Genomic DNA, 20,299 nt, shown 5'->3' on the forward strand with positions numbered 1-20,299 from the left:
CTCATGCCTGTCGCGAAGGCAGCTTTGCCCACGCGGGAAGCGGGTACAGTTGGCACATGCCTCAACACAGTGCGGGCCTTGCCCTTAAGGAAACCATGACCTTCAATGTGGCATGACTGAAATAAAATCGACCTCCGCGCGTGATCTGATCAAGGACTTAGGTGCCCTGCTGGGTGATGTTATTCGCGACCAGCATGGCGAAGCCCTGTTTACGGCAATTGAAGCCATTCGCGCAGAATCTGTGCGGGAGTATCGGGGCCAAGCCCCCCGCGGCGCGACGGTCAGCCTGCTCGACAGCCTCGAGTTGGACCAGACATTGGTGTTCATTCATGGCTTCTGCGTTTTCTCGCAATTGGCCAATCTGGCAGATGATTATGCCAGCCGCATCCAAACGGTCCGCCAGGATCCATTAGCGCTGTTGAACAGCGGGTCCGGACGCACGGCGGCAGATATCCACCGCGTGCTGTCGCACATGGTCATCGCCCCCATTCTGACCGCCCACCCCACCGAAGTGCGGCGAAAGAGTGTGCTCGACCGGGAAGCAGCCATTGCAGATACATTGGCGGCAAATCTTGATCCTTTGGATGGCCGCGATGTTCGGTTAGAGCGCCTCCGCCGGGATATTCGCCTCTTATGGCAAACCCGCGTCTTGCGCGGCGAGCGTATCGAAGTGGCTGACGAAATTGCCAATGTTGCGAGCGTGCTCGGTCGCTCCTTCCTCAAAGAAATGCCCAATCTGATCCGGCGGCTGGAACGTCGGCTGGGCCAGCCCTTGCCGGGGATTTTGCGCGTGGGGTCCTGGGTTGGTGGCGACCGTGACGGCAACCCCTTCGTCAACGCCCAAACCCTTCGACTTGCTGTCATGTCTCATGCCAGTCTGCTTCTGGGCTCTTTCCTGGATGAAGTGCACCAATTGGGCAGCGAGCTGTCGATTTCGACGGAATTGACGTCGGTGACCGCTGATCTTGCACATCTGGCAACAACCGGCCACGACAGTTCGCCTCACCGTGCGGACGAACCCTATCGGCAGGCTTTGCGCGGGATATATGCCCGCTTGGCAGCGACTTATCAGGTCGTCACGGGTCGAGCACCAGCCCGGACCACCGAATTGGTTGCGGCACCATATAGCAATCCACACGAATTCATCACCGACTTGGACATTGTCGGCCAGTCTTTACGGGCTCATGCCGCAGGGGATGTGGCAGATGGACGGCTGGCCCGGTTGATCACCGGGGTGAAGGTTTTTGGCTTTCACTTTGCCCAGATGGAATTACGCCAAAACTCCGACGTGCATGAGCGGACACTGGGCGAATTGCTGGCCGCTGCTGGGCTTGAGGCTGATTACAAGGGTCTTGATGAAGCTGCACGCATCTTGCTGTTGCGCAGCCAATGGCGGTCACCGCGCACCCTTTCAACGCCTTATGCCGCCTATAGCGCAGAGACTTTGAAAGAGCTTGAAGTCTTCAAGCAGGCTGCGGCATTGCGTCAGGCGATTGGGCCCGATGTGTTGCGTCGGGTCATTGTATCGAAAACAGACAGCGTATCCGACTTGCTTGAAGTGGCTTTGCTCTTGAAAGAAGGCGGGCTGTTTACTCCTGACGCGGCTGCACCGGGTCCGCAAATTGCGATTGCGCCTCTCTTTGAGACCATTGCCGACTTGCAGGCCAGCGAAGACATCATGCGCACTTGGCTCAATTTGCCGGAAGTCAGCGCAGGGCGCGCAGCCGGACACAGGGTGCAGGAAGTGATGATCGGCTATTCCGATAGCAACAAGGATGGTGGCTATCTGACGGCCAATTGGGAAGTCCGCGGCGCAATTGGCCGACTGGTGCGACTGGGGCAAGAATTGGGAGTGACCATGCGTTTCTTCCATGGTCGCGGTGGGTCGATTGGTCGCGGTGGTGGCTCGTCACGTGACGCGATTGCCGCTTTGCCAGCCGGGGCGATAGAGTCAGGCCTGTCGGTCACCGAACAAGGCGAAGTGATTGCATCCAAATATGGCCATCCGGACAGCGCCCGTGTCTCGCTCGAAACCTTGGTGGGGGCGAGCTTGGAGGCCGCACTTCTGCCAGCCGATGCCGTGCAGGAAGAGGCCTTGGCCCGTATTATGCCGCGTTTGAGCGAGCTTGCCTTCAAGGCGTATCGCGGTCTGGTTTATGACACGCCGGATTTTGCCCGCTATTTCCATCAATCCACGCCATTGAAAGAAATTGTGGACCTCAAGATTGGCAGCCGCCCAGCCGCGCGGACCGCTTCAGGCCGGATCGAGGATTTACGGGCGATCCCTTGGGTGTTTAGCTGGTCGCAAGCGCGGGTGAATCTGCCTGGCTGGTATGGTTTTGGCAGTGCGATCGCCGGCTTTGAAAAGGATATGGGGGCCACGGGCATGGCCGATCTATCCGCACTTTATCGGTCAAGCCCCTATTTCGCCAATTTGGTCTCCAACATCGAGATGGTGATGGCCAAAGCCAACCTCGACATTGCGCGGCGCTATAGCGAGTTGGTCGATGATCAGGCGATGGCGCAGGCCATTTTTGGCCGCATTGAGGCTGAATGGCATCTGACCCTGAAGGCGCTGGAGCAGGTCACCGGAAGAAGCGAGCTTGTGGGCAATAATCCAGCCTTGGCCCACTCCATCTCGCTGCGCATGCCCTATCTCGACCCGTTGAACCTGCTGCAGGTCAAGCTGATCCGTCAATTGCGGGCAGGCCAAGACGGCGATCAGGCCGAGACGTTGAAACGTGGGATTCAGTTGACCATCAACGGCATCTCCGCCGGTCTGCGCAATACGGGTTAACCCCCGCTGGCCTCAAGGGGTCTGCTTGAGTAATCGAAGCTCAGCTCGGGCCGCGTCAAAATCTGCTTGGAAGGCTGGATCTGTGCGCAGCCGGGCCAGAAGCGGAACTGCCAAGGCTTGGCCTGCGGCAACGTCGCTGGGATAATGAACGCCGCACACGGCCCGGCTTGCACCGAAGTCACGTGCGCGGGCTTGTAAGGCCTCGGCCTTGGCCGGTATCAAATCGGCCAGGATCGCCCCAATTGTGGTGCCCCACATGGCATGGCCCGAGGGGTAAGAATTGAGCCCATTTTCCGGCAAGCGCACACAGGGCGTCACGGCGGGGTCTGCCAAGGGTGGACGTGGTCGTTTATAAGTCTCCTTAATCGGATAGACTGTAGCACCGACGTCGCGGGATGCCCGCCTCATAAGCTGGGCGAGCTTGGGTGTGGTCGCCTCGGTAATATCAGGCCCTAGAACGGAGCCGAACGCCGCATAGACATCCAGTTTTTGATCGGCTTGGGCCAAAGCCACACGCTCAGGCGTGCGTTTTGCTTGAAGATCAAGGGCGGCGGCGCGATCCTTTTGGTCTTGATCAGAACCTGTTACCGGTGCGGCAGGAAAATCAGCAACGGTAACACCGGCAGGAAGATAGCCCTTGATCTCGTCGGCTTGGGCAACAGCAAAAGCACCGGTGCTGAGCAGGAGCGCCGCAGCAAACCACATCAAGTGACGGCTGAAGAAGGTGCGAGCTTTCCAAAGGATGGGACTTTTGACCATGTCTAACTCCTAACACCGTCCCAACATCGCATTGGGACACAAAATGGTCTGGCCTTTAGTCAGGCTCGATCCGGCCGACTCGGAACGCACCCAGATCGGCATAGATCGCCTTGTCGGCAAAGGCGAAAGCCGCATCATCCACCCGAACATCGGTGCGGCGCAAGTGGCGCGACAGCGTCAGACCTTCCAGCGTGCGACAACGCGACAGCGCGACATAGGTTTGCCCGTGCGCAAAAGCACCGCGGCCAAAATCGACATGCACGGCATCAAACGTCAGGCCCTGCGCCTTATGAACAGTCAGTGCCCAGGCGGGGCGCAACGGAACTTGGCGGAAGACGCCAACGGCCTTGCGTTGGGGCTCACCATCAGCATCCGGTTCATAGACATAACGCTCCCAATCGGCAGGCTCGACTTCATGCACCCTTCCGCCGATCCGCACAAAAACAGAGGTTTTGCCAAGATCCACCACCGTGGCCAGTGTGCCATTGACCCAACGCTTGTCGGCATCATTGCGCAACAACATGACCCGCGCGCCGACCCGCAAAACCAGATCGCTGTCGGTTGGAAAGATGCGCTCGTCAAATTGGCCTTCGACCTTCGCCCCGTAAGAGGCTTCAGGCCCGGTCAAGCGCGCCATCTCCATATCATTAATGCGTCGGGCTGCCTCATTTGTCGTGGTCAGAACAATGGCCCCTTCGCCATCGGCCTCTGAAAAGGGCGGGGGTTCACCCACCACGCGCGTATCAAGCAGCTCTGCATCCTGCAGAGTTGGTCGGCCACGCCGCATCCGGTCCAACAAAGCCAGAAAGGCTGCGTCGGACTGACGGAAAACCTCTTGAAGTTCGATGGCGGTCCATGAAAGGGCTTTGACGGCAGGGGCATCAAAAAAATATGGGCCACCAAACCATTCTTGCAGGACCGGTTCATCCTCGCGACTGACCACCGGCGGCAATTGTGCGCTGTCGCCCACACACAACACGCGTACCCCACCAAAGGGGCGTGCCACCCCGCGGTGCAGTCGCATGGATCGATCGATCGCGTCCATCAGATCCGACCGCACCATGGAGATTTCATCAATCACCAACAGATCAAGCGCCCGCAACATGCGGCCTTCGCGTACACGACGCACATCTTGGGGCTGGATCATCGCCGGGGGCAGCTTGAACAAGGAATGAATCGTCTGCCCACCGGCATTGAGGGCGGCAATGCCAGACGGGGCGACAATGGCGGCCTTCAACTCCGTCTCATCCAGAAAAGCCTTCAAGAAAGTCGTCTTTCCGGTGCCAGCCCGACCGGTAAGGAACACGCCGCCCTCAGCCTGTTCAATTCGCTCTGCCACTGGCCGATATGGTCCATCGGCCAGCGTGAAGACGGGCTCACGGGGGGCTGCTTCAATCCTGCCATGCCCAGCTTGCAAGCGCGCCATGGCCATCGCGCCATCTGGATCGTCGACCTTGGCCACAATTGATCCATTGCGGATCAAGACAGCCGAGAAGCCCTTCCCGGTGTCGACCAGGCGCGCAAGCCCGCCCCGCAATGGCATTTCCCGGATTGTTTTCACCCGCGTTTCCTTTGCCCTTTCCATCCGGGGCTGCGCGCGTCGCGTCAAGCTGTCCGGCATCTGATATGCATGGATTAGATTTTCTAACTTGAATCTGATGGACGCAGCCCGCACCTGCTGTGCTACACAGGCGCGACACCGTGAGGACTGACCATGACACAAAACGCCAACACCACCGCCCCGCGTGCACAGGGCCGGATCTTTGCCAATATCACCGAAACCATCGGGGCAACACCTTTGGTGCGGCTCGACAAGATTGCGGCCAAACATGGGGTGAAGGCGGAGCTTCTGGGAAAGCTGGAATTCTTCAATCCAATCGCGTCGGTCAAGGATCGCATTGGCGTATCTATGATCGAAGAATTGGAAAGCCGCGGCCTGATCAAGGAAGGCTCAGTCCTGATCGAACCGACCTCTGGCAATACCGGCATTGCCTTGGCGTTTGTTGCTGCCCAGCGCGGTTATCGCCTGATCCTCGTCATGCCGGAGACAATGTCGCTTGAACGCCGCAAAATGCTGGCTTTCCTTGGCGCGGAACTGGTGCTGACACCCGGACCCGAAGGCATGAAAGGGGCCGTGGCACGGGCCAAGCAATTGGTCGAGGAGACGCCCAATGCCTTGATCCCCGGACAATTTGTCAATCCGGCCAATCCCGCCGTTCATCGGCGCACCACAGCCGAAGAAATCTGGACCGATACGGCCGGCCAGATTGATGCCTTTGTAGCCGGGGTTGGAACCGGGGGGACGATTACGGGCGTCGGCCAAGTCTTGAAGGCGCGCCATAGCGGTTTGCGGGTCGTGGCGGTTGAACCAGCCGGCAGCCCGGTTCTGTCTGGCGGCGCACCGGGTCCCCACAAGATCCAAGGCATTGGTGCAGGCTTCGTACCTGACGTTCTCGACCGCACTGTGATCGATGAAGTGATTACCGTCACCAATGAAGAGGCGTTTGAGGTGAGTCGCGATCTGGCCCGCACCGAAGGTGTGCCCGGTGGGATTTCCACGGGTGCCAATCTCGCTGCAGCCATCAAACTGGGCCAGCGGCCAGAATTTGCCGGCAAGCGCATTGTCTTCATCGTGCCGAGCTTTGCGGAACGTTACATCTCTTCAGCCCTTTTTGACGACATCGGGTGAGGCTGGATTTTGGCCTGTCATGCGGCAGGCCAAATATCCACCGGCACAGTCTGGTGATTGACAAGACACAATCTAACAGCCAGATGTGGCCATGTTTCCATGTAAAACTCCCCAGGAAGCCATTGATCGGCTCCAAGACATTCACGCATCTTCAGTCCAGGCACTGCACGATGCCCTCGCCCGCTTTGTTCAGACACGGGTTCCGCCAACGCCGGAAGAGCGGGCAAGATTCCGCTATCCAGAAATCCGGGTGACTTATGCACCCGATGGGCCGCCGCCTGTTTCCCAGCGTGCCTATGCTAAATTCAATGCGCCGGGTGTATATACCACAACGGTGACCCATCCAGCCTTGTTCACCGACTATCTGCTCGAAAATCTGGACCCACTCGTCAATGAATATGGCGCGACGGTCGAGGTCGGCTTGTCGGATGCCGAAATGCCCTATTCCTATGTGATTGATGGGGTCAGCGATCTGGGCGTGGGCGATGTACCGCCACAAGAACTGGCGCGTTGGTTCCCAACTCCTCAGCTGACGGCTGTGGGGGACGAGATCGTCGATGGGGAATATGATTTCCAGAACAGCGACTATCGACCGCTTGCACTCTATGATGGATTGCGGGTTGATTACTCGCTGAAACGTTTGACCCATTATTCCGGTACCGAGTGGCGGGCTTTCCAGCCTTGGATCCTGTTCACAAACTACGCCCGCTATGTGGACGAGTTTGTTCGTTGGGCGATTGAGCAAATCCGCCAAGGCGACCGCTATGAAAAACTAATCTGTTCAGGCGGTATCACGATTGACGCGTCAAACTTGGACGACGATCCCGAAGGCCGGGTGGCAGCCAGCCCGTGGCGAAAATACCAGATGCCCGCCTATCATCTCACAGCGCGGGACGGCCACGGCATTACCTTGGTCAATATCGGTGTCGGCCCATCCAATGCCAAAAACATCACCGATCATCTGGCTGTTCTGCGTCCTCATTGCTGGCTGATGGTGGGCCATTGCGGTGGTCTGCGGCAGAGTCAGCGCATTGGCGATTATGTTTTGGCGCACGCCTATTTGCGCAAGGACGAAGTGCTCGACCGAATTCTGCCAGCCGATGTCCCCATTCCTCCCATTGCTGAGGTCCAAATGTCGATCCAGCAGGCGGCGATGGAGGTCACCGGCGAAAGCGGGGAAGCCCTTAAGCGGCGCTTGCGGACCGGAACGGTTGTGAGTTTCTCGGACCGCAACTGGGAACTCTATTGGGGTCGCGAACGACGTTTGATCAATATTTCCCGGTCGATTGGTGTGGATATGGAAAGCTGCATGATCGCAGCCCAGGGTTTCCGCCACCGCGTACCTTATGGCACCCTATTGTGCATTTCCGACAAACCGCTGCACGGTGAAATCAAACTCCCGGGCACCGCCAACAAATTCTATGAACGCGCGATTGGCGAGCATTTGAAGATCGGCATCGCAGCAGTGGAACGCATGCGCCACGACGGTGTGGTCCTGCACTCGCGCAAATTGCGCAGCTTTGACGAGCCGCCATTTCGCTGATTTGCATGTGATAGACAAAAAAGGGGCCCCGGACTGGGGCCCCTTTGCGTTTGGTGTGCGGCCTATTCGGCTGCGGCCTGACTGGCCCGACGCTCGACCTCTTCCTTCAACGCAATGGCGCGCTCCTCGCGGGTCACCGTCGGCACTTTCGAGAAGAAGCGCTTCACCTTCTGATCAAGATCATCGATCAGCGTATAGACAGCGGGTACGAAGATCAGGCTCAACACGGTTGAGAGTGACAGGCCACCGATCACAGCAATCGCCATCCCGTGGCGGAATGCACCCGCACCCGCGGTCGTCATGGCTGCCGGGATCATGCCCGCAATCATGGCGATGGTGGTCATCACAATGGGACGCGACCGCTTTTTGGCGGCATCAATCAGCGCCTCATGGCGTGGCACGCCCTTGTGTTGGGCTTCAATCACAAAATCGACCAAGAGGATGGAATTCTTGATAACGATCCCGATCAGCATCAACAGACCGATCATCACCGGGAGCGACATCGGCTCGCGCACCAATCCCAAGGCGATGAAGGCACCCGCCGGAGCGAGCAAAATCACCGACAGAATAGTGATTGGGTGCAAGAAGTCGCGGAACAGCAGGACCAGCACACAATAGATGAGCAGGATGCCAAAGCCGATTGCACTGCCGAATTGGCTGAACATATCACCCAATTCTTCCGCATCTCCATCAGGTTTCACCGACACACCGGGGCCTGGATTCTTATAGAAATCCGAACGCTTCAATTCGTTGAAAATGGGCCCTAATTGATAGCCAGGAGCAAGACTTGAGGAAATGGTCACCACGCGTTGACGATCTTCCCGGCTGATCCGCGCCTCGCCGCCACCAAAGGAAATGTCGGCTACGGCACTCAAGGGCACAGTATCGCCGGACGCCGTATTGACCCGCAATGCTGCGATCGATTCCACATCGGCGCGGTTTTCGCGAGCCAAGCGCACAAGAATGGGGATTTGACGCTCGCCCGCGTTAAATTTGGCGAGGTTGAGGTCAATATCACCTGTCGTGGCGAGGCGGGCTGCCGTGGCAATATCAGCAATCGATACGCCCAAGCGCGCTGCCTCCTCGCGGCGCGGCACAATGTGTAATTCAGGGCGGGTCAGGTCAGCAGACGAGCGCAGATCAACCGCCCAGGGCTTTTTGCGCATTTCATCCATCACCCGGGCCGTCGCTTTGGCCAAAGCATCCGCATCATCGGACGTGAGGTTAATCTGGAGATCATTTGAGCCCCAGCCCCCGCCGAAGCGGGCGCGAATGCCCGGAATTTGCGCCACAAGCGTGCGCAGATTGCCCTCATATTTTTGCTGTGTGATGTCACGCTCTTTGCGGTCCACCAGCGAGATGAAGAAGCTTGCCCCGGTCAGATCGCCAGCAACACTTTGCACCACAGATTTGGTTTCCGGCTGGTCCATTACGATGCCAGCCACTTCGCGGGCACGCGCATCAGCCTCGTCGGGTGACAGGCCAGGCGGCAGGTCGATGCGCATTTGCACAAAGCCCTGATCAATGGTGGGGGTGAAGGTCTTGGGGGCAAAATTCAACATCACGACCGACAGAACCATCACGGCTACACCCACTGCGACGGTCTTCCAGCGATGGCGCAGAGAAAGCTCAAGGAAGTCAATGTAACGTTTGCCAGCTTCACCTTCATGCTCCGGAGGCGACCGGGTCAGGATGAAGGCGGCCAAAAGTGGTGTGATCAGGCGCGCAACCAGAAGCGAGAACAGGACCGCGACCGCAACCGTCAACCCAAAGCTCTTGAAGAATTGGCCGACAATGCCCGTCATGAACGAGACCGGAGCAAAAACCGCGACGATGGTAAATGTGGTCGCAACCACGGCAAGGCCGATTTCATCAGCTGCCTCGAGTGCCGCTGCATAGGGTGATTTACCCATGCGAATGTGGCGCACGATGTTCTCAATTTCCACAATGGCGTCATCCACGAGGATGCCTGCCACCAAAGCGAGCGCCAGCAAGGTGACATCATTGAGGGTGAAGCCCAGGAGGCTCATCACCCAAAATGTCGGAATCGTCGACAATGGAATGGCAATGGCTGCAAGGAATGTCGCCCGACCATCCTTGATGATGAATGTCACCACCGCCAAAATGACCGTGCCGATGGCCAATAGTGCCGTCTTTGAAATCACAATGCCGGTCGAAACTTTGAGCACCCACGCCAAAGCCAGTAGGGTTAAGCCGATGGCCGCTGCTGCCCCAACAACCGGTCGCCAACCTCCTAAGAAGACGGCAACCACCAAAGTGGCCAGCAAAGCACCTTCAAACAATGTCTCCATCGACATGTCAAAGCTCTCTTGGACATAGTCGGTGGGTGTGAAAACCGGTTCGATTGTTAGATTGGGATAGGCTTTGCGAAGCTTGTCGATCTTGATCTTGACGGCTTCGTAGGTTTTGAGCGAGCTGGCTGACTTCGAGCGCAATACTTGGAACATGACCACGGGCTGATCGTTAAACCGCCCAATGCCACGGATTTCGCTTGATCCATCACGGATGTCGGCAATATCGGCCAAGCGCACAACCCGGCCATTTGCGAGAGCCACAGGTGTATTGCTTAGCTCTTCGACAGTCTTCGCAGAGCCTAAGGCGCGGATGGTTTGCTCACCCGCCCCGGCTTCGGAACGGCCACCGGGGAGGTCAATGTTCTGCGAGCGCAAGGCCCGGCTCACCTGAGCCGCAGTTGCCCCAAAAGCGGTAAGGCGAGCAGGGTCAAGTTCCACGGTAATCTGGCGGTTCACACCGCCCCAACGGTCTACCCGGCCAACACCCTTGACCGCCAAAAGTTGGCGGCTGAATTCACGATCAATCAGCCAAGATATATCTTCCGGAGCCATATCGTGGCCCCGTACGGAGTAAATCGCCAGCGGTTCTTGCGAGTTGAAGTCGACGCGGGTGACCTGGGGCTCGTCCACCCCATCCGGCAGATCGGCGCGCACCTGGGACACTGCTGCACGGGCATCATCCACGGCCTTGGAAATGTCGGTGCCAATCTGAAGTTCGACAAAGGTTTCCGACGCCCCGGTGACCAAAGTGGTCTCGATCTTTTTGACACCCTCAATTGAGGCCAGCGCACCTTCGATTTTGGTGGCAATCTGATTTTCCAGCTCACTTGGCGCAGCGCCCTGCAAGCCCACCGACACCGTAAAGGCGGGAAAATCAATGTCTGGATTAGAATTGATCGGCAATTTGAAGAAGGAGCCGATACCCATGATCGTCAACAAGAAGAACAATAGGATCGGTGCGATCGGGTTTTTGATGGCCCAGGAGGAAATATTGCGCATCAGAGAATTCCTTCAATCCGGCCTTACTTCTGGGGGGGCTTGGGGGCTGGGGCGGGTGGGGCGGCATTGGCTCGTACGGCATTGACCTTTTCACCCTCAGCGAGGAAGGCAGAACCTGCAGTCACAACGACCGTGCCCTTGGGCGGACCTGCAATCAGCTCAACCATCGCGCCTTCGCGGGCGCCCAGGGTGACTTTGGCTTTGGTGACTGTCTGATCAGGACGCAACACAAAGACTGATGCCCCTTCGCGGCCATAGAGGACGGCTGTTGCGGGCACAGCATTGATCTCGCGAGGTAGAGAGATCGCCGTTCCAGTCAGAAAGACGCCAGATTTGACCGCCGGATTTGCGGCCAAGGTAAAGCGAGCGATGCCCGTGCGACGCTGAGGATCAATCTGAGCGGGCAAGCGACGCAGCGTGCCGGTCACTTTCGACCCATCCGGGGCCGTAAACTCAGCCGACATGCCAAGCACCAAACGGGCAATCTCAGACTCCGGCACTTCCGCAGCCACTTCAAGCGCATCATTGGCGACGATGACAAACATGGGTTGGCCAGAGGTACCTGCAACTTCACCGACATTGACCGAGCGGGAAATGACTTGCCCTGCGACGGGTGCCGTGATCAGACCATTGTTCTGGCGCGAATTGGATTGGGCTTGCTGGGCGATTGCCACATCAAGGTCGGCGCGGGCCGCACCAACCCGGGCCGCGGCCTGGGCCACAGCTTGGCGGCGTGCATCCATCTGGGCGGCTATGTCACCACGTGTGGTACGCACACGGGCTTCCGCTTGACGCGCAGCCGCACGCCGCGCTTCGAGTTGTTCGGTTGACAGGGCACCGTCACCACGCACCGCTAAAGCACGCTGATATTCAGCTTCTGCTTGTTCAAAGGCAATTTGGGCGGCAGCCAAGTCGAGCGAGCTCTCGCGCGGGCCGTTTTCAGCACGCGCAAGATTTTGCCGTGCGGCTGTCAAGCCAACTTCAGCCTCGGCCAAGGTGGTTCGAGCGCGGCGAACTTGAGCGGCTAGAAGCTCGCTGTCGGCGTTAATCTGCCTGCCATCAAGGCGAGCCAAGGCTTGACCTGCCACCACACGATCGCCGGCATCAGCCATGATCTGGATGACCCGAGCCCCGGAAGCCGTTGGAAACACACGGGCTTCCTGAATGGCTTGGACCTGACCGGCAACCACCAGACGACCAACAAAGCTTTTGGTCTCGATTGCCGCAACCGACACAGCCTGTGGCGTGCGCTCGCCCTTTTTATTTTTGCTGGCTTCAGCAGTCTTTTTGCTGGCATCTGCCTTCTGGTTTCCACCTGCACTACCGCAACCGGCCAAAGCCAGCGCGGCGACAACAAGAACCAAGGAGGAAGCGTTCAGATTACGCGTCATTGGAAGCTCCAAACGGCTTGACAGCCGGATTTGCCTTTTTGGGGGAGGGATTAACGGGGGTCGCGACCGGATTGAGGTAGCGAAGGACGAGGTTTTTCAGCGCCTGAGCTGCTTCGGCTGCACTGAAGTCATTCATAAAGGTCATCCGCAAGCCAAGCCCATCAGCCGCGGCCATCAGGACGGCCGCAGCTTCGGCCGGATCCAAGGTTGCCTCGACTTGACCGGACTTCTGGCCAACTTCAAGCAAGGCAGCGACCTCTTGGCGAATCTTGGCTTCAGTTTCGCGAGCCACCGTCGCAAATTTAGGATTGCGCACAGCCTCGGCCATCAATTCAGCGGCAAAAGCTGCCCGATTGGGCTCTGCATAGACTTCGACGAAGCGCTCACACAATTCCGACAAAGCCAACAAAAAATGATCCGACGCCCGGACTTCATCGAATGACAAAGTGGCGGCGCGGCGCTCATCATCGGCCATGGCCGCGATGATCGCTTCTTTGGATGGAAAGTAACGGTACAGACCACCGGGACTGATATTGGCCTCGGCACAAATCTGATCCATCGAGGTGGCATGAAAGCCGCGACGTTCAAAGCAAGCCTGTGCTGCGTCGAGAATCTCGCGACGGCGAATCTCAGCTTTCAACGGGTTGACGGTGCGTGGCATTGGCCCTATTCCGATAGCGAACGTTCGTTCGCATTATTCGGCCTTGCTCTCGAGGTCAAGCGGGAACACAAAAAAACAACAGGATGTGGAGACAACATGTCTACGTCGGCAGCAAAGTTTCGGATGGCTCCTCTCAGCCAAAATTTTCGGCGGGTCGCCACTTATGGCAGTTTGGTTGGTTTGGCCGCATTGGGCGGCTGTGCCGCAGATGGCAATCTGGGCTTCCCAGCACTCGGGGCACCCAAAGTCGCAGCCCAAGTTAGCGAATTGCCCGATGCGTTCCGCGATATGCCCCCCGCTCCTGCGGGCGATAGTGCGGCTTGGTGGGCGAGCTTTGCGGACCCAACTTTGGATCAGCTGGTGCGTGCCGCTTTGGCAGAAAGCATCTCCGTCCAGCTTGCAAATCAACGGCTTATTGAGGCGCGTAACACAGGCCGCTCAACCATTGCAGGCTTTGCCCCTCGGCTGACGGCAACTGGTGCAGCCGATACAGAATATGCGGTTGGAGACAATCGGCTGACGTCTGCGACCGGGGATAAGGTGGTGCAACAAACAACAGGCAGCGCCAATGTGCGGGCGACTTGGGAAGTCCCGCTGTTCGGTCGCTTTGGCTCGGCATTGGCGGGGGCAAAAGCCAATGAAGCCGGTGCTCGGGCATCACTGGAGGCGGCCAAGATTGCCATTATCGCTGATCTGGCAGCAGCCTATGTTGATCTACGCAACGCTCAGCAAAGTCTGGCTTATCTCACAGAGGATCTGGCACGGGCCGATGCAGTGGCCAACATTGCCAGCGCGCGTGAGGCCGCTGGCTTAATCTCGCGGGCGGACAAAGGCTTGTCACAAGGTCAAGCGGCGCAATTGCGCCAACGCGTGCCAGATGCTGAATTGCGCGTTCGGGGCGCATTGGACAGGATCGCAATCCTGCGGGGCGTGGTTCCTGGTTCACTTGATCAGCTTTTGGCCCCGGTCAAAGATTTTACATTCCGTGCCGAAGCACCCACTGTGGATGCGGTCCCAGCCAATTTTGTACGCCGCCGTTTGGATGTGGCCCGGGCTGAGCAAGATGCCATCCTGCAGGCCGCGGCTGTCGGCATAGCCCGTGCGGATATGTATCCGAGTTTGTCGATTGTCGGCACCATAACCAGCCTGTCCTCGCTGGCGGGCAACCCATTGGCGCAAGCGGCTGTTGAGACAGCCAGTTCTACGCCGGCTATCTCCATTCCGCTGTTTGATCTGGGTCAACGGCGCGCAAGCTTGCGCACTGCCAACGCCCGGTTTGAGCAAGCCTTATTGTCCTATCGTTCCACCACGTTGAACGCCATTGCCGAAGGCCAAAATGCGCTAAGTGCCTATGAGCAGGCCAAGCTTCGCGCAGCGGCTGGTCTGGAAGCAGAACGCGCAGCCGAAGTCCGGTTTAATGCGACGCTGGCGAGTTTCAACGCCGGATTGGCGTCCTTTCAAGATCGGCTGGAGGCAGAAAGTGCGCTAGCGACCGCGCGCCAATCGCGTTTGGCGAGCCAGGCACAATTGAGCGACGCCGCGATCGGCTTATATCGCACATTCGCAGGGTCGCCGGGGATTTGACGCGCCGGATCTTGGTCGTCACGTCGACAGGCGGGTAACGAGTTTTTCCATGAAGGCCACCCCGGCCTCCAACTGACTGATTTCGATGAATTCGTCAGGTTGGTGGGCCTGCAGAATTGAGCCCGGCCCGCAAATGACCGTTGACAGGCCACCACGCTGGAAAATCCCACCCTCGGTGGCATAGGCGACCGCGCGCGTGGTGTTGTCGCCGGTAAGCGCCCGCGCAAGGGCTTCTGCAGTGCCATTGCTTTCTGGTGCCATGGCTGGCGAAAGTGAACGGCGCATCATTGTCGCGCCGCCTTCGGGCGCACGTGCTTTAATGGTTGCATCGGTTTCAGCGACCCAGCCTGCGATACGGGCCAAATGTTGTTCCGGGTCGTCACCGACTTCAAATCGCATGTCAAAAGTGATTGTGCAGGATTGCGCCAGAATATTCGAAGCGGTCCCGCCTTGGATGACGCCGATGGTTAAGGTTGTGCCTGGCGGCTCAAATGGGCTGATGACTGGGGCTTGCTCGCGCATTTGCGCGGCCAAAGACCGCAGATTGGACAAAAGCGGCACGGCCTCCATTATGGCTGAGACGCCCTGCTGGACTTGGCTGGAATGGGCGGCACGGCCAGTAATGTCGATCTGATAGGTCGCAAGACCCTTTTGACCGGACACCACACCCATATCGCTGGGCTCGCCGATGATCACGGCGTCGGGCTTTGGATAATGCGAGGTGAGGCAATCTACCAGTGAGGGCGCGCCCAAACAGCCGATCTCTTCGTCATAGGATAAAGCAATATGGATAGGTGCCCGCAGAGTGGCGCGCGCCATTGCTGGGGCGAGCGCTAGGGCACAGGCCGCAAAGCCCTTCATGTCGCAGGTGCCACGGCCATACAAACGGCCATCACGCTCGACCAACGTCCAGGGATCGCTCTGCCAGATCTGTCCGTCCACTGGCACAACATCGGTATGCCCGGATAGAACAATGCCGCCAGGCGCATCTTCAGGACCGAAGCTTATGATCAAATTGGCCTTGCTGTGATCGGCATTAAAGACCCGGCGCAGCCGTGGCGCTAAAGGCCGGACTTTGTCCTCAACCCATTCAATTAATGGAAGATTTGAATTGCAGGATGTGGTGTCAAATCCCACAAGATGGGCGAGAATTTCGATGGTTTCGGTCACAAGAGCGGATCGGGTCATGGGGCTCATTCTGCCATGCGGTAAGCGTTTTGGCTAATTGTTTGCGTGATTAAGTTGATTTCAAGATATAAACATGTATTTATATCCCGAAATCCCAATGGAGCAATGCCTTGGCCCGAGCATCTTATTTTTTCACATCCGAAAGCGTGTCCGAAGGACATCCCGACAAGGTATGTGACCGCATTTCAGACGAAGTTGTCGACCTGTATTTTCGTCACACCATTGCCGAAGGATTGGACCCTTGGGCTTTGCGCTGCGCGGCTGAGACGTTGGCAACCACCAATCGTGTGGTGATTGCGGGTGAGTATCGCGGGACCGACAGCGTCACGAAAGACCTTATTGCGCATACCGCGCGGATGGCGATCCGTGACATTGGCTATGAACAAGACGGCTTCCATTGGCAGAATGCCGCCATCGAGGTGCTGCTTCACGGCCAGTCTGAGCATATTGCCATGGGGGTGGATGCGTCTGGCAACAAGGAAGAGGGTGCCGGCGACCAAGGCATCATGTTTGGTTATGCGACCAACGAAACACCGGAGCTGATGCCAGCCCCCATTCAGTTCAGCCACAAGATCCTCAAGGATCTAGCCGATGCCCGCAAGAGCGGCGTGTTGGCCATGCTGGGGCCTGATGCCAAGAGCCAAGTGACGGCACGCTATGAGAATGGCCGCCCCGTTGCAGCAACCTCCATCGTTCTGTCGACGCAGCATCTGGATGAAAGCCTGAGCAGTGACGATATCCGGGCGATTGTTGAACCCTATATCCGCAAGGCGCTGGGTGACATTCTGCCGATCGACACGGATTGCAAATGGCACATCAACCCAACTGGCAAGTTCGTTGTAGGTGGGCCGGATGGCGATTGCGGCTTGACGGGCCGCAAAATCATTGTCGACACTTATGGCGGCGCTGCCCCCCATGGTGGCGGTGCTTTTTCTGGCAAGGATCCCACGAAGGTGGACCGGTCGGCAGCTTATGCTGCCCGCTATCTGGCCAAAAATGTCGTGGCCGCGGGTCTGGCAGACCGCTGTACCCTGCAATTATCCTATGCGATTGGGGTGGCCGAGCCTCTTTCCATCTATGCGAATTGCGATGGGACTGAGCGGTGCGATCTTGCGGCGCTGGAAGCCCGTTTGCCTGAGCTGATGAAACTTACGCCGCGTGGTATTCGTGGCCATCTGGATCTGAACAAGCCAATCTATGCCCGTACGGCGGCTTATGGCCACTTTGGCCGGGCACCTGAGGCCGATGGTGGCTTCTCATGGGAACGCACAGACTTGGTCGACAGCCTCAAAGATCTGTTGACCTAGGCATCTGACAAACATGCTCGAAAAAAGGCTGCCGAGGGAACTCGGCAGCCTTTTTGCTTGATGCACGCAACGCCGCCGAGGCGGCACGTGAGACACTCAATCACACGTCGCAGTGCGGCATGGGCCTATTTGAACCAAACCCTGACTAGCCTGCGATATATTGCGCGCCATTAATGGTCAGGGTGGAACCATTGATAAAGCCGGGATCTTCTACCAAAAACACCACTGCACGGGCGATTTCTTCGCTTTCCCCCAAACGGCCGCACGGGATACCAGCCTTCACCTTGGCCAAGGCCTCAGGGTTCATGGCAGACACCATTTCTGTGGCGATATAACCGGGGGCAACACAGTTTACCGTTATGCCTTTCGCCGCCCCTTCTTGGGCGAGTGCTTTGGTAAAGCCGATTACGCCGGCCTTGGCCGACGAATAATTGACTTGGCCAACTTGGCCCTTTTGGCCGTTGATCGAAGAAATATTGATAATGCGCCCGTAGCCACGTTCGCGCATGCCATTGATGACTGGGCGGGTGCAGTTGAACAAACTATCAAGGTCAACATTGATCACCGAGCGCCATTGTTCCGGCGACATTTTGTGAAAAAAGCCGTCCTTGGTGATACCAGCATTATTCACCAGCACTGAGATTGGTCCAAGATCCGCTTCGATCTGGGCCATAGCGGCGGCGCAGGCCTCGTAATCGCCGACGTCAAACTTGTAGGTGGCAATTCCAGTTGCCTGAGTGAAAGCCGCAGCCGCTTCGTCGTTGCCACCATAATTAGCAGCAACTTGATAGCCAGCATCCCGCAAAGCAATTGAAATCGCCGCACCAATCCCGCGCGATCCACCTGTAACAACGGCAACTTTAGTCATGTTTTCCTCACCAGCCCAAGTTGATTGGTCCAAGTTCTGCCAATCTTTATGTCACAACACCCTAGCAGCACACCTCCCTGTTGGAAGTTGTTTTTATGTCGCAGTGCAGTCTAATGTGGTTATGAACCACGGATCGGTCGGGCGGAGTGCGTATAGCCATGTTTCATGATCAGTATGAGCTTTCTCGCCGTCAGACCCTACAGGCCTTAACCTCCGCCATCGGTCTGGGTGTGGCGGGGTCTGGTCTTTCATCTTCGATCAGCCATGCAAAAGATAACAGGGGTCTGAACGCTGGGGCAGTTGCTACAGCAGACACCCCATCAGCTGAGATCGGCGTCGCTATCCTTGAGGCGGGCGGGAATGCCATTGATGCGGCTGTCGCCATCGGCTTTGCGCTGGCGGTTAGCTATCCCGAAGCAGGCAATATCGGCGGCGGGGGCTTTATGACCATTGTCATGAACGGCCAACCCTATTTCCTCGATTATCGGGAAACCGCTCCGGCTAAGGCGCGGGCCGATATGTATCTCGATTCAAATGGTGAGTTCAGGGCCGATGCCTCTCTGATTGGCAATCTGGCAGCCGGTACGCCCGGGACCGTTGCGGGCCTCTATGCCGCCCACAAACGCTTTGGTCGGCTAAGCTGGTCCCAAGTGGTTCAGCCCGCTGTAAATTTGGCGCGCGATGGCTTTGTGCCGCCCGCACAAATGATCCGTATCTATCGGGAATCAGAAGCATATTTAGGTAAGTCGACCAATTTGGCGCGCTATTTCGGCACGATGCGCGAAGGCGTGACCTTTACACAGCCTGAACTGGCGGGGACCTTGGCACGGATCGCCCGCCTCGGCCCGGCTGGCTTTTATGAGGGTCGTGTTGGTGACCAAGTGGTGGCGCAGATGCAGCGAGGTCCACAAAAGGGTTTGATCAGCAAGCAGGACCTTGCCCGATACAAGCCGGTTTGGCGACAACCCTTAACTGGCCCTTGGCGTGACTATCAGGTCATTACCGCCCCGCCGCCAAGCTCCGGCGGCATTGCGTTGATGCAATTACTCGGCATGAAGCAGGCGCGCGGCGACCTGTTTGAGGGTGTGGCGCATAATTCTGCCCAATACATTCATTTGCTGGCAGAATTGGAAAAGCGGGTTTTTGCTGACCGAGCGGTCTATTTGGGCGACCCGGATTTTGTGACTGTACCTGTTTCAGCCCTCCTTGCACCTGAATACATTGCCGCACGCGCCAGGGAGATACAGCCCGACCGGCCCTCGCCGACTGTGGCTGTTCAACCGGGCCTGGAGAAACCGCAGACCACACATTATTCAGTGGTCGATCGGCAGGGAAATGCCGTGTCCAATACCTATACGATCAACGGCTGGTACGGCTCTGGCGTTGTCGTGGAGGGGGCAGGCTTCCTGCTCAATAATGAAATGGATGATTTTTCCGCCAAACCGGGGGCGCCGAACCAATATGGAGTCGTGGGTGGTGATGCCAACGCCATTCAACCCTTCAAGCGCCCGCTTTCGTCAATGACGCCAACCATTATACTGAAACAAGGGCAGCCTGCCCTTGTGCTGGGTTCTCCGGGGGGGTCGCGCATCATTACGACGGTCTATCAGGTGTTGCTCAACGCGCTGGACTATCAGATGCCGCTGGCTGAGGCGGTTGCCGCCCCGCGTTACCACCACCAGCTCATCCCGGAAAATGTGATTTTTACCGAACCCTATGCCCCGGCCCCACCGGCATTACGAAGCGAACTCGAGGCGCGTGGCTACCGGTTCGAAGCGCAAGACTACAATGGCGATATCGCCGCCATCAAGGTCGAGCAGGGCCAGCCGATCGTTGCACCCGACCCCCGCGCACGCGGCGCTGGTCGGGTTACCCCGTAACGCGAGCAATCGCTGTGTCGCGCTTAGCGGGCTGGTCGGCGCTGCAGCTTTAGGATTTCCACCACTTCACGAGCATGGTCGATAGCCACCGAAACACCGTCGTCTCGTTCAATCTGCGACAGGCGGTTGAGGATGCGGGAAATCACCATCGCATCTGTTGGTGCAAAGGGGCCAAGCCGCTGCAGCGTATGGCGAACAATCGACAAGACAGGCTCGCTTGGTAGGGTAACGACGACACCACCGGGCTGTTCTGTCGACCTCGACGGGCTCGTGCTTACATTGTCATTCAGGTTGGCAACCAAGGGTAAGACTGTCATG

The 20,299-nt window shown here is 57.7% G+C and carries 14 protein-coding genes; 6 read left to right on the forward strand and 8 right to left on the reverse strand.

Annotated elements, in window-relative coordinates; genetic code table 11:
- The first annotated feature begins 112 nt into the window (after positions 1-112).
- On the forward strand, positions 113-2,797 hold the full coding sequence (gene ppc / locus PbB2_RS02915) for a phosphoenolpyruvate carboxylase (protein ID WP_108983764.1): 2,685 nt from the start codon (positions 113-115) through the stop codon (positions 2,795-2,797).
- A 12-nt stretch (positions 2,798-2,809) separates the two neighbouring features.
- On the opposite strand, the gene PbB2_RS02920 is transcribed toward ppc, so the two are convergent.
- Both PbB2_RS02920 and PbB2_RS02925 read right to left on the reverse strand, forming a co-directional pair.
- Positions 2,810-3,556: an acid phosphatase gene (locus PbB2_RS02920; protein ID WP_108983765.1), complete on the reverse strand. Its 747-nt coding sequence runs from the start codon at positions 3,554-3,556 to the stop codon at positions 2,810-2,812.
- Between the two features lie 55 nt (positions 3,557-3,611).
- Entirely contained in the window at positions 3,612-5,117 is a 1,506-nt protein-coding gene (locus PbB2_RS02925) for an ATP-dependent DNA helicase (protein ID WP_192576129.1), read from the reverse strand.
- A gap of 153 nt (positions 5,118-5,270) precedes the next feature.
- Between PbB2_RS02925 and cysK the strand changes: the two genes are divergently transcribed.
- Complete coding sequence (gene cysK / locus PbB2_RS02930) at positions 5,271-6,245, forward strand: cysteine synthase A (RefSeq protein ID WP_108983896.1); 975 nt, start codon at positions 5,271-5,273, stop codon at positions 6,243-6,245.
- A gap of 91 nt (positions 6,246-6,336) precedes the next feature.
- Positions 6,337-7,788: an AMP nucleosidase gene (locus PbB2_RS02935; RefSeq protein ID WP_108983767.1), complete on the forward strand. Its 1,452-nt coding sequence runs from the start codon at positions 6,337-6,339 to the stop codon at positions 7,786-7,788.
- A gap of 62 nt (positions 7,789-7,850) precedes the next feature.
- On the opposite strand, the gene PbB2_RS02940 is transcribed toward PbB2_RS02935, so the two are convergent.
- From PbB2_RS02940 to PbB2_RS15855, 3 genes are read right to left on the reverse strand one after another with little or no spacing between them, the layout of a single operon-like run.
- Positions 7,851-11,102, reverse strand: coding sequence for an efflux RND transporter permease subunit (locus PbB2_RS02940; RefSeq protein WP_108983768.1), 3,252 nt, complete (start codon positions 11,100-11,102; stop codon positions 7,851-7,853).
- Between the two features lie 23 nt (positions 11,103-11,125).
- Positions 11,126-12,493: an efflux RND transporter periplasmic adaptor subunit gene (locus PbB2_RS02945; protein ID WP_108983769.1), complete on the reverse strand. Its 1,368-nt coding sequence runs from the start codon at positions 12,491-12,493 to the stop codon at positions 11,126-11,128.
- Positions 12,483-13,154, reverse strand: a complete 672-nt coding sequence (locus PbB2_RS15855; protein ID WP_133245691.1) for a TetR/AcrR family transcriptional regulator — start codon at positions 13,152-13,154, stop codon at positions 12,483-12,485. The genes PbB2_RS02945 and PbB2_RS15855 overlap by 11 nt, the downstream gene beginning before the upstream one ends.
- Before the next feature lie 96 nt (positions 13,155-13,250).
- Between PbB2_RS15855 and PbB2_RS02960 the strand changes: the two genes are divergently transcribed.
- Entirely contained in the window at positions 13,251-14,738 is a 1,488-nt protein-coding gene (locus PbB2_RS02960; RefSeq protein ID WP_192576130.1) for an efflux transporter outer membrane subunit, read from the forward strand.
- A gap of 18 nt (positions 14,739-14,756) precedes the next feature.
- Here PbB2_RS02960 and argE read toward each other — a convergent pair whose 3' ends face one another.
- Complete coding sequence (gene argE / locus PbB2_RS02965; protein ID WP_108983897.1) at positions 14,757-15,926, reverse strand: acetylornithine deacetylase; 1,170 nt, start codon at positions 15,924-15,926, stop codon at positions 14,757-14,759.
- A gap of 110 nt (positions 15,927-16,036) precedes the next feature.
- Between argE and metK the strand changes: the two genes are divergently transcribed.
- Positions 16,037-17,233, forward strand: a complete 1,197-nt coding sequence (metK, locus tag PbB2_RS02970; protein ID WP_108983772.1) for a methionine adenosyltransferase — start codon at positions 16,037-16,039, stop codon at positions 17,231-17,233.
- 145 nt (positions 17,234-17,378) lie between these two features.
- Here the strand turns inward: metK and phbB are convergent, their stop codons facing one another.
- A complete protein-coding gene (phbB, locus tag PbB2_RS02975) occupies positions 17,379-18,101 on the reverse strand; it encodes an acetoacetyl-CoA reductase (protein ID WP_108983773.1) in 723 nt (240 codons plus the stop codon).
- Positions 18,102-18,259: 158 nt separating this feature from the next.
- Here phbB and ggt point away from each other — a divergent pair, with 158 nt between their 5' ends.
- Positions 18,260-19,981 carry a gamma-glutamyltransferase gene (gene ggt, locus PbB2_RS02980; RefSeq protein ID WP_108983774.1) on the forward strand — a complete coding sequence of 574 codons (1,722 nt, stop codon included), beginning with the start codon at positions 18,260-18,262 and terminating at the stop codon, positions 19,979-19,981.
- Between the two features lie 23 nt (positions 19,982-20,004).
- Here the strand turns inward: ggt and PbB2_RS02985 are convergent, their stop codons facing one another.
- Positions 20,005-20,298 carry a hypothetical protein gene (locus PbB2_RS02985; protein ID WP_108983775.1) on the reverse strand — a complete coding sequence of 98 codons (294 nt, stop codon included), beginning with the start codon at positions 20,296-20,298 and terminating at the stop codon, positions 20,005-20,007.
- Between the last annotated feature and the right edge of the window lies 1 nt (position 20,299).

It is taken from the genome of Candidatus Phycosocius bacilliformis, from assembly GCF_003112735.1.
Taxonomy (GTDB): domain Bacteria; phylum Pseudomonadota; class Alphaproteobacteria; order Caulobacterales; family Aquidulcibacteraceae; genus Aquidulcibacter; species Aquidulcibacter bacilliformis.

Excerpts from the sequence above, each read along its gene's own strand:
- ppc (WP_108983764.1), top strand. The coding sequence starts at position 113 with ATGACTGAAATAAAATCGACCTCCGCGCGTGATCTGATCAAGGACTTA.
- PbB2_RS02920 (WP_108983765.1), bottom strand. The coding sequence starts at position 3,556 with ATGGTCAAAAGTCCCATCCTTTGGAAAGCTCGCACCTTCTTCAGCCGT.
- cysK (WP_108983896.1), top strand. The coding sequence starts at position 5,271 with ATGACACAAAACGCCAACACCACCGCCCCGCGTGCACAGGGCCGGATC.
- PbB2_RS02935 (WP_108983767.1), top strand. The coding sequence starts at position 6,337 with ATGTTTCCATGTAAAACTCCCCAGGAAGCCATTGATCGGCTCCAAGAC.
- PbB2_RS02940 (WP_108983768.1), bottom strand. The coding sequence starts at position 11,102 with ATGCGCAATATTTCCTCCTGGGCCATCAAAAACCCGATCGCACCGATC.
- PbB2_RS02945 (WP_108983769.1), bottom strand. The coding sequence starts at position 12,493 with ATGACGCGTAATCTGAACGCTTCCTCCTTGGTTCTTGTTGTCGCCGCG.
- PbB2_RS15855 (WP_133245691.1), bottom strand. The coding sequence starts at position 13,154 with ATGCCACGCACCGTCAACCCGTTGAAAGCTGAGATTCGCCGTCGCGAG.
- PbB2_RS02960 (WP_192576130.1), top strand. The coding sequence starts at position 13,251 with ATGTCTACGTCGGCAGCAAAGTTTCGGATGGCTCCTCTCAGCCAAAAT.
- argE (WP_108983897.1), bottom strand. The coding sequence starts at position 15,926 with ATGACCCGATCCGCTCTTGTGACCGAAACCATCGAAATTCTCGCCCAT.
- phbB (WP_108983773.1), bottom strand. The coding sequence starts at position 18,101 with ATGACTAAAGTTGCCGTTGTTACAGGTGGATCGCGCGGGATTGGTGCG.
- ggt (WP_108983774.1), top strand. The coding sequence starts at position 18,260 with ATGTTTCATGATCAGTATGAGCTTTCTCGCCGTCAGACCCTACAGGCC.
- PbB2_RS02985 (WP_108983775.1), bottom strand. The coding sequence starts at position 20,298 with ATGACAGTCTTACCCTTGGTTGCCAACCTGAATGACAATGTAAGCACG.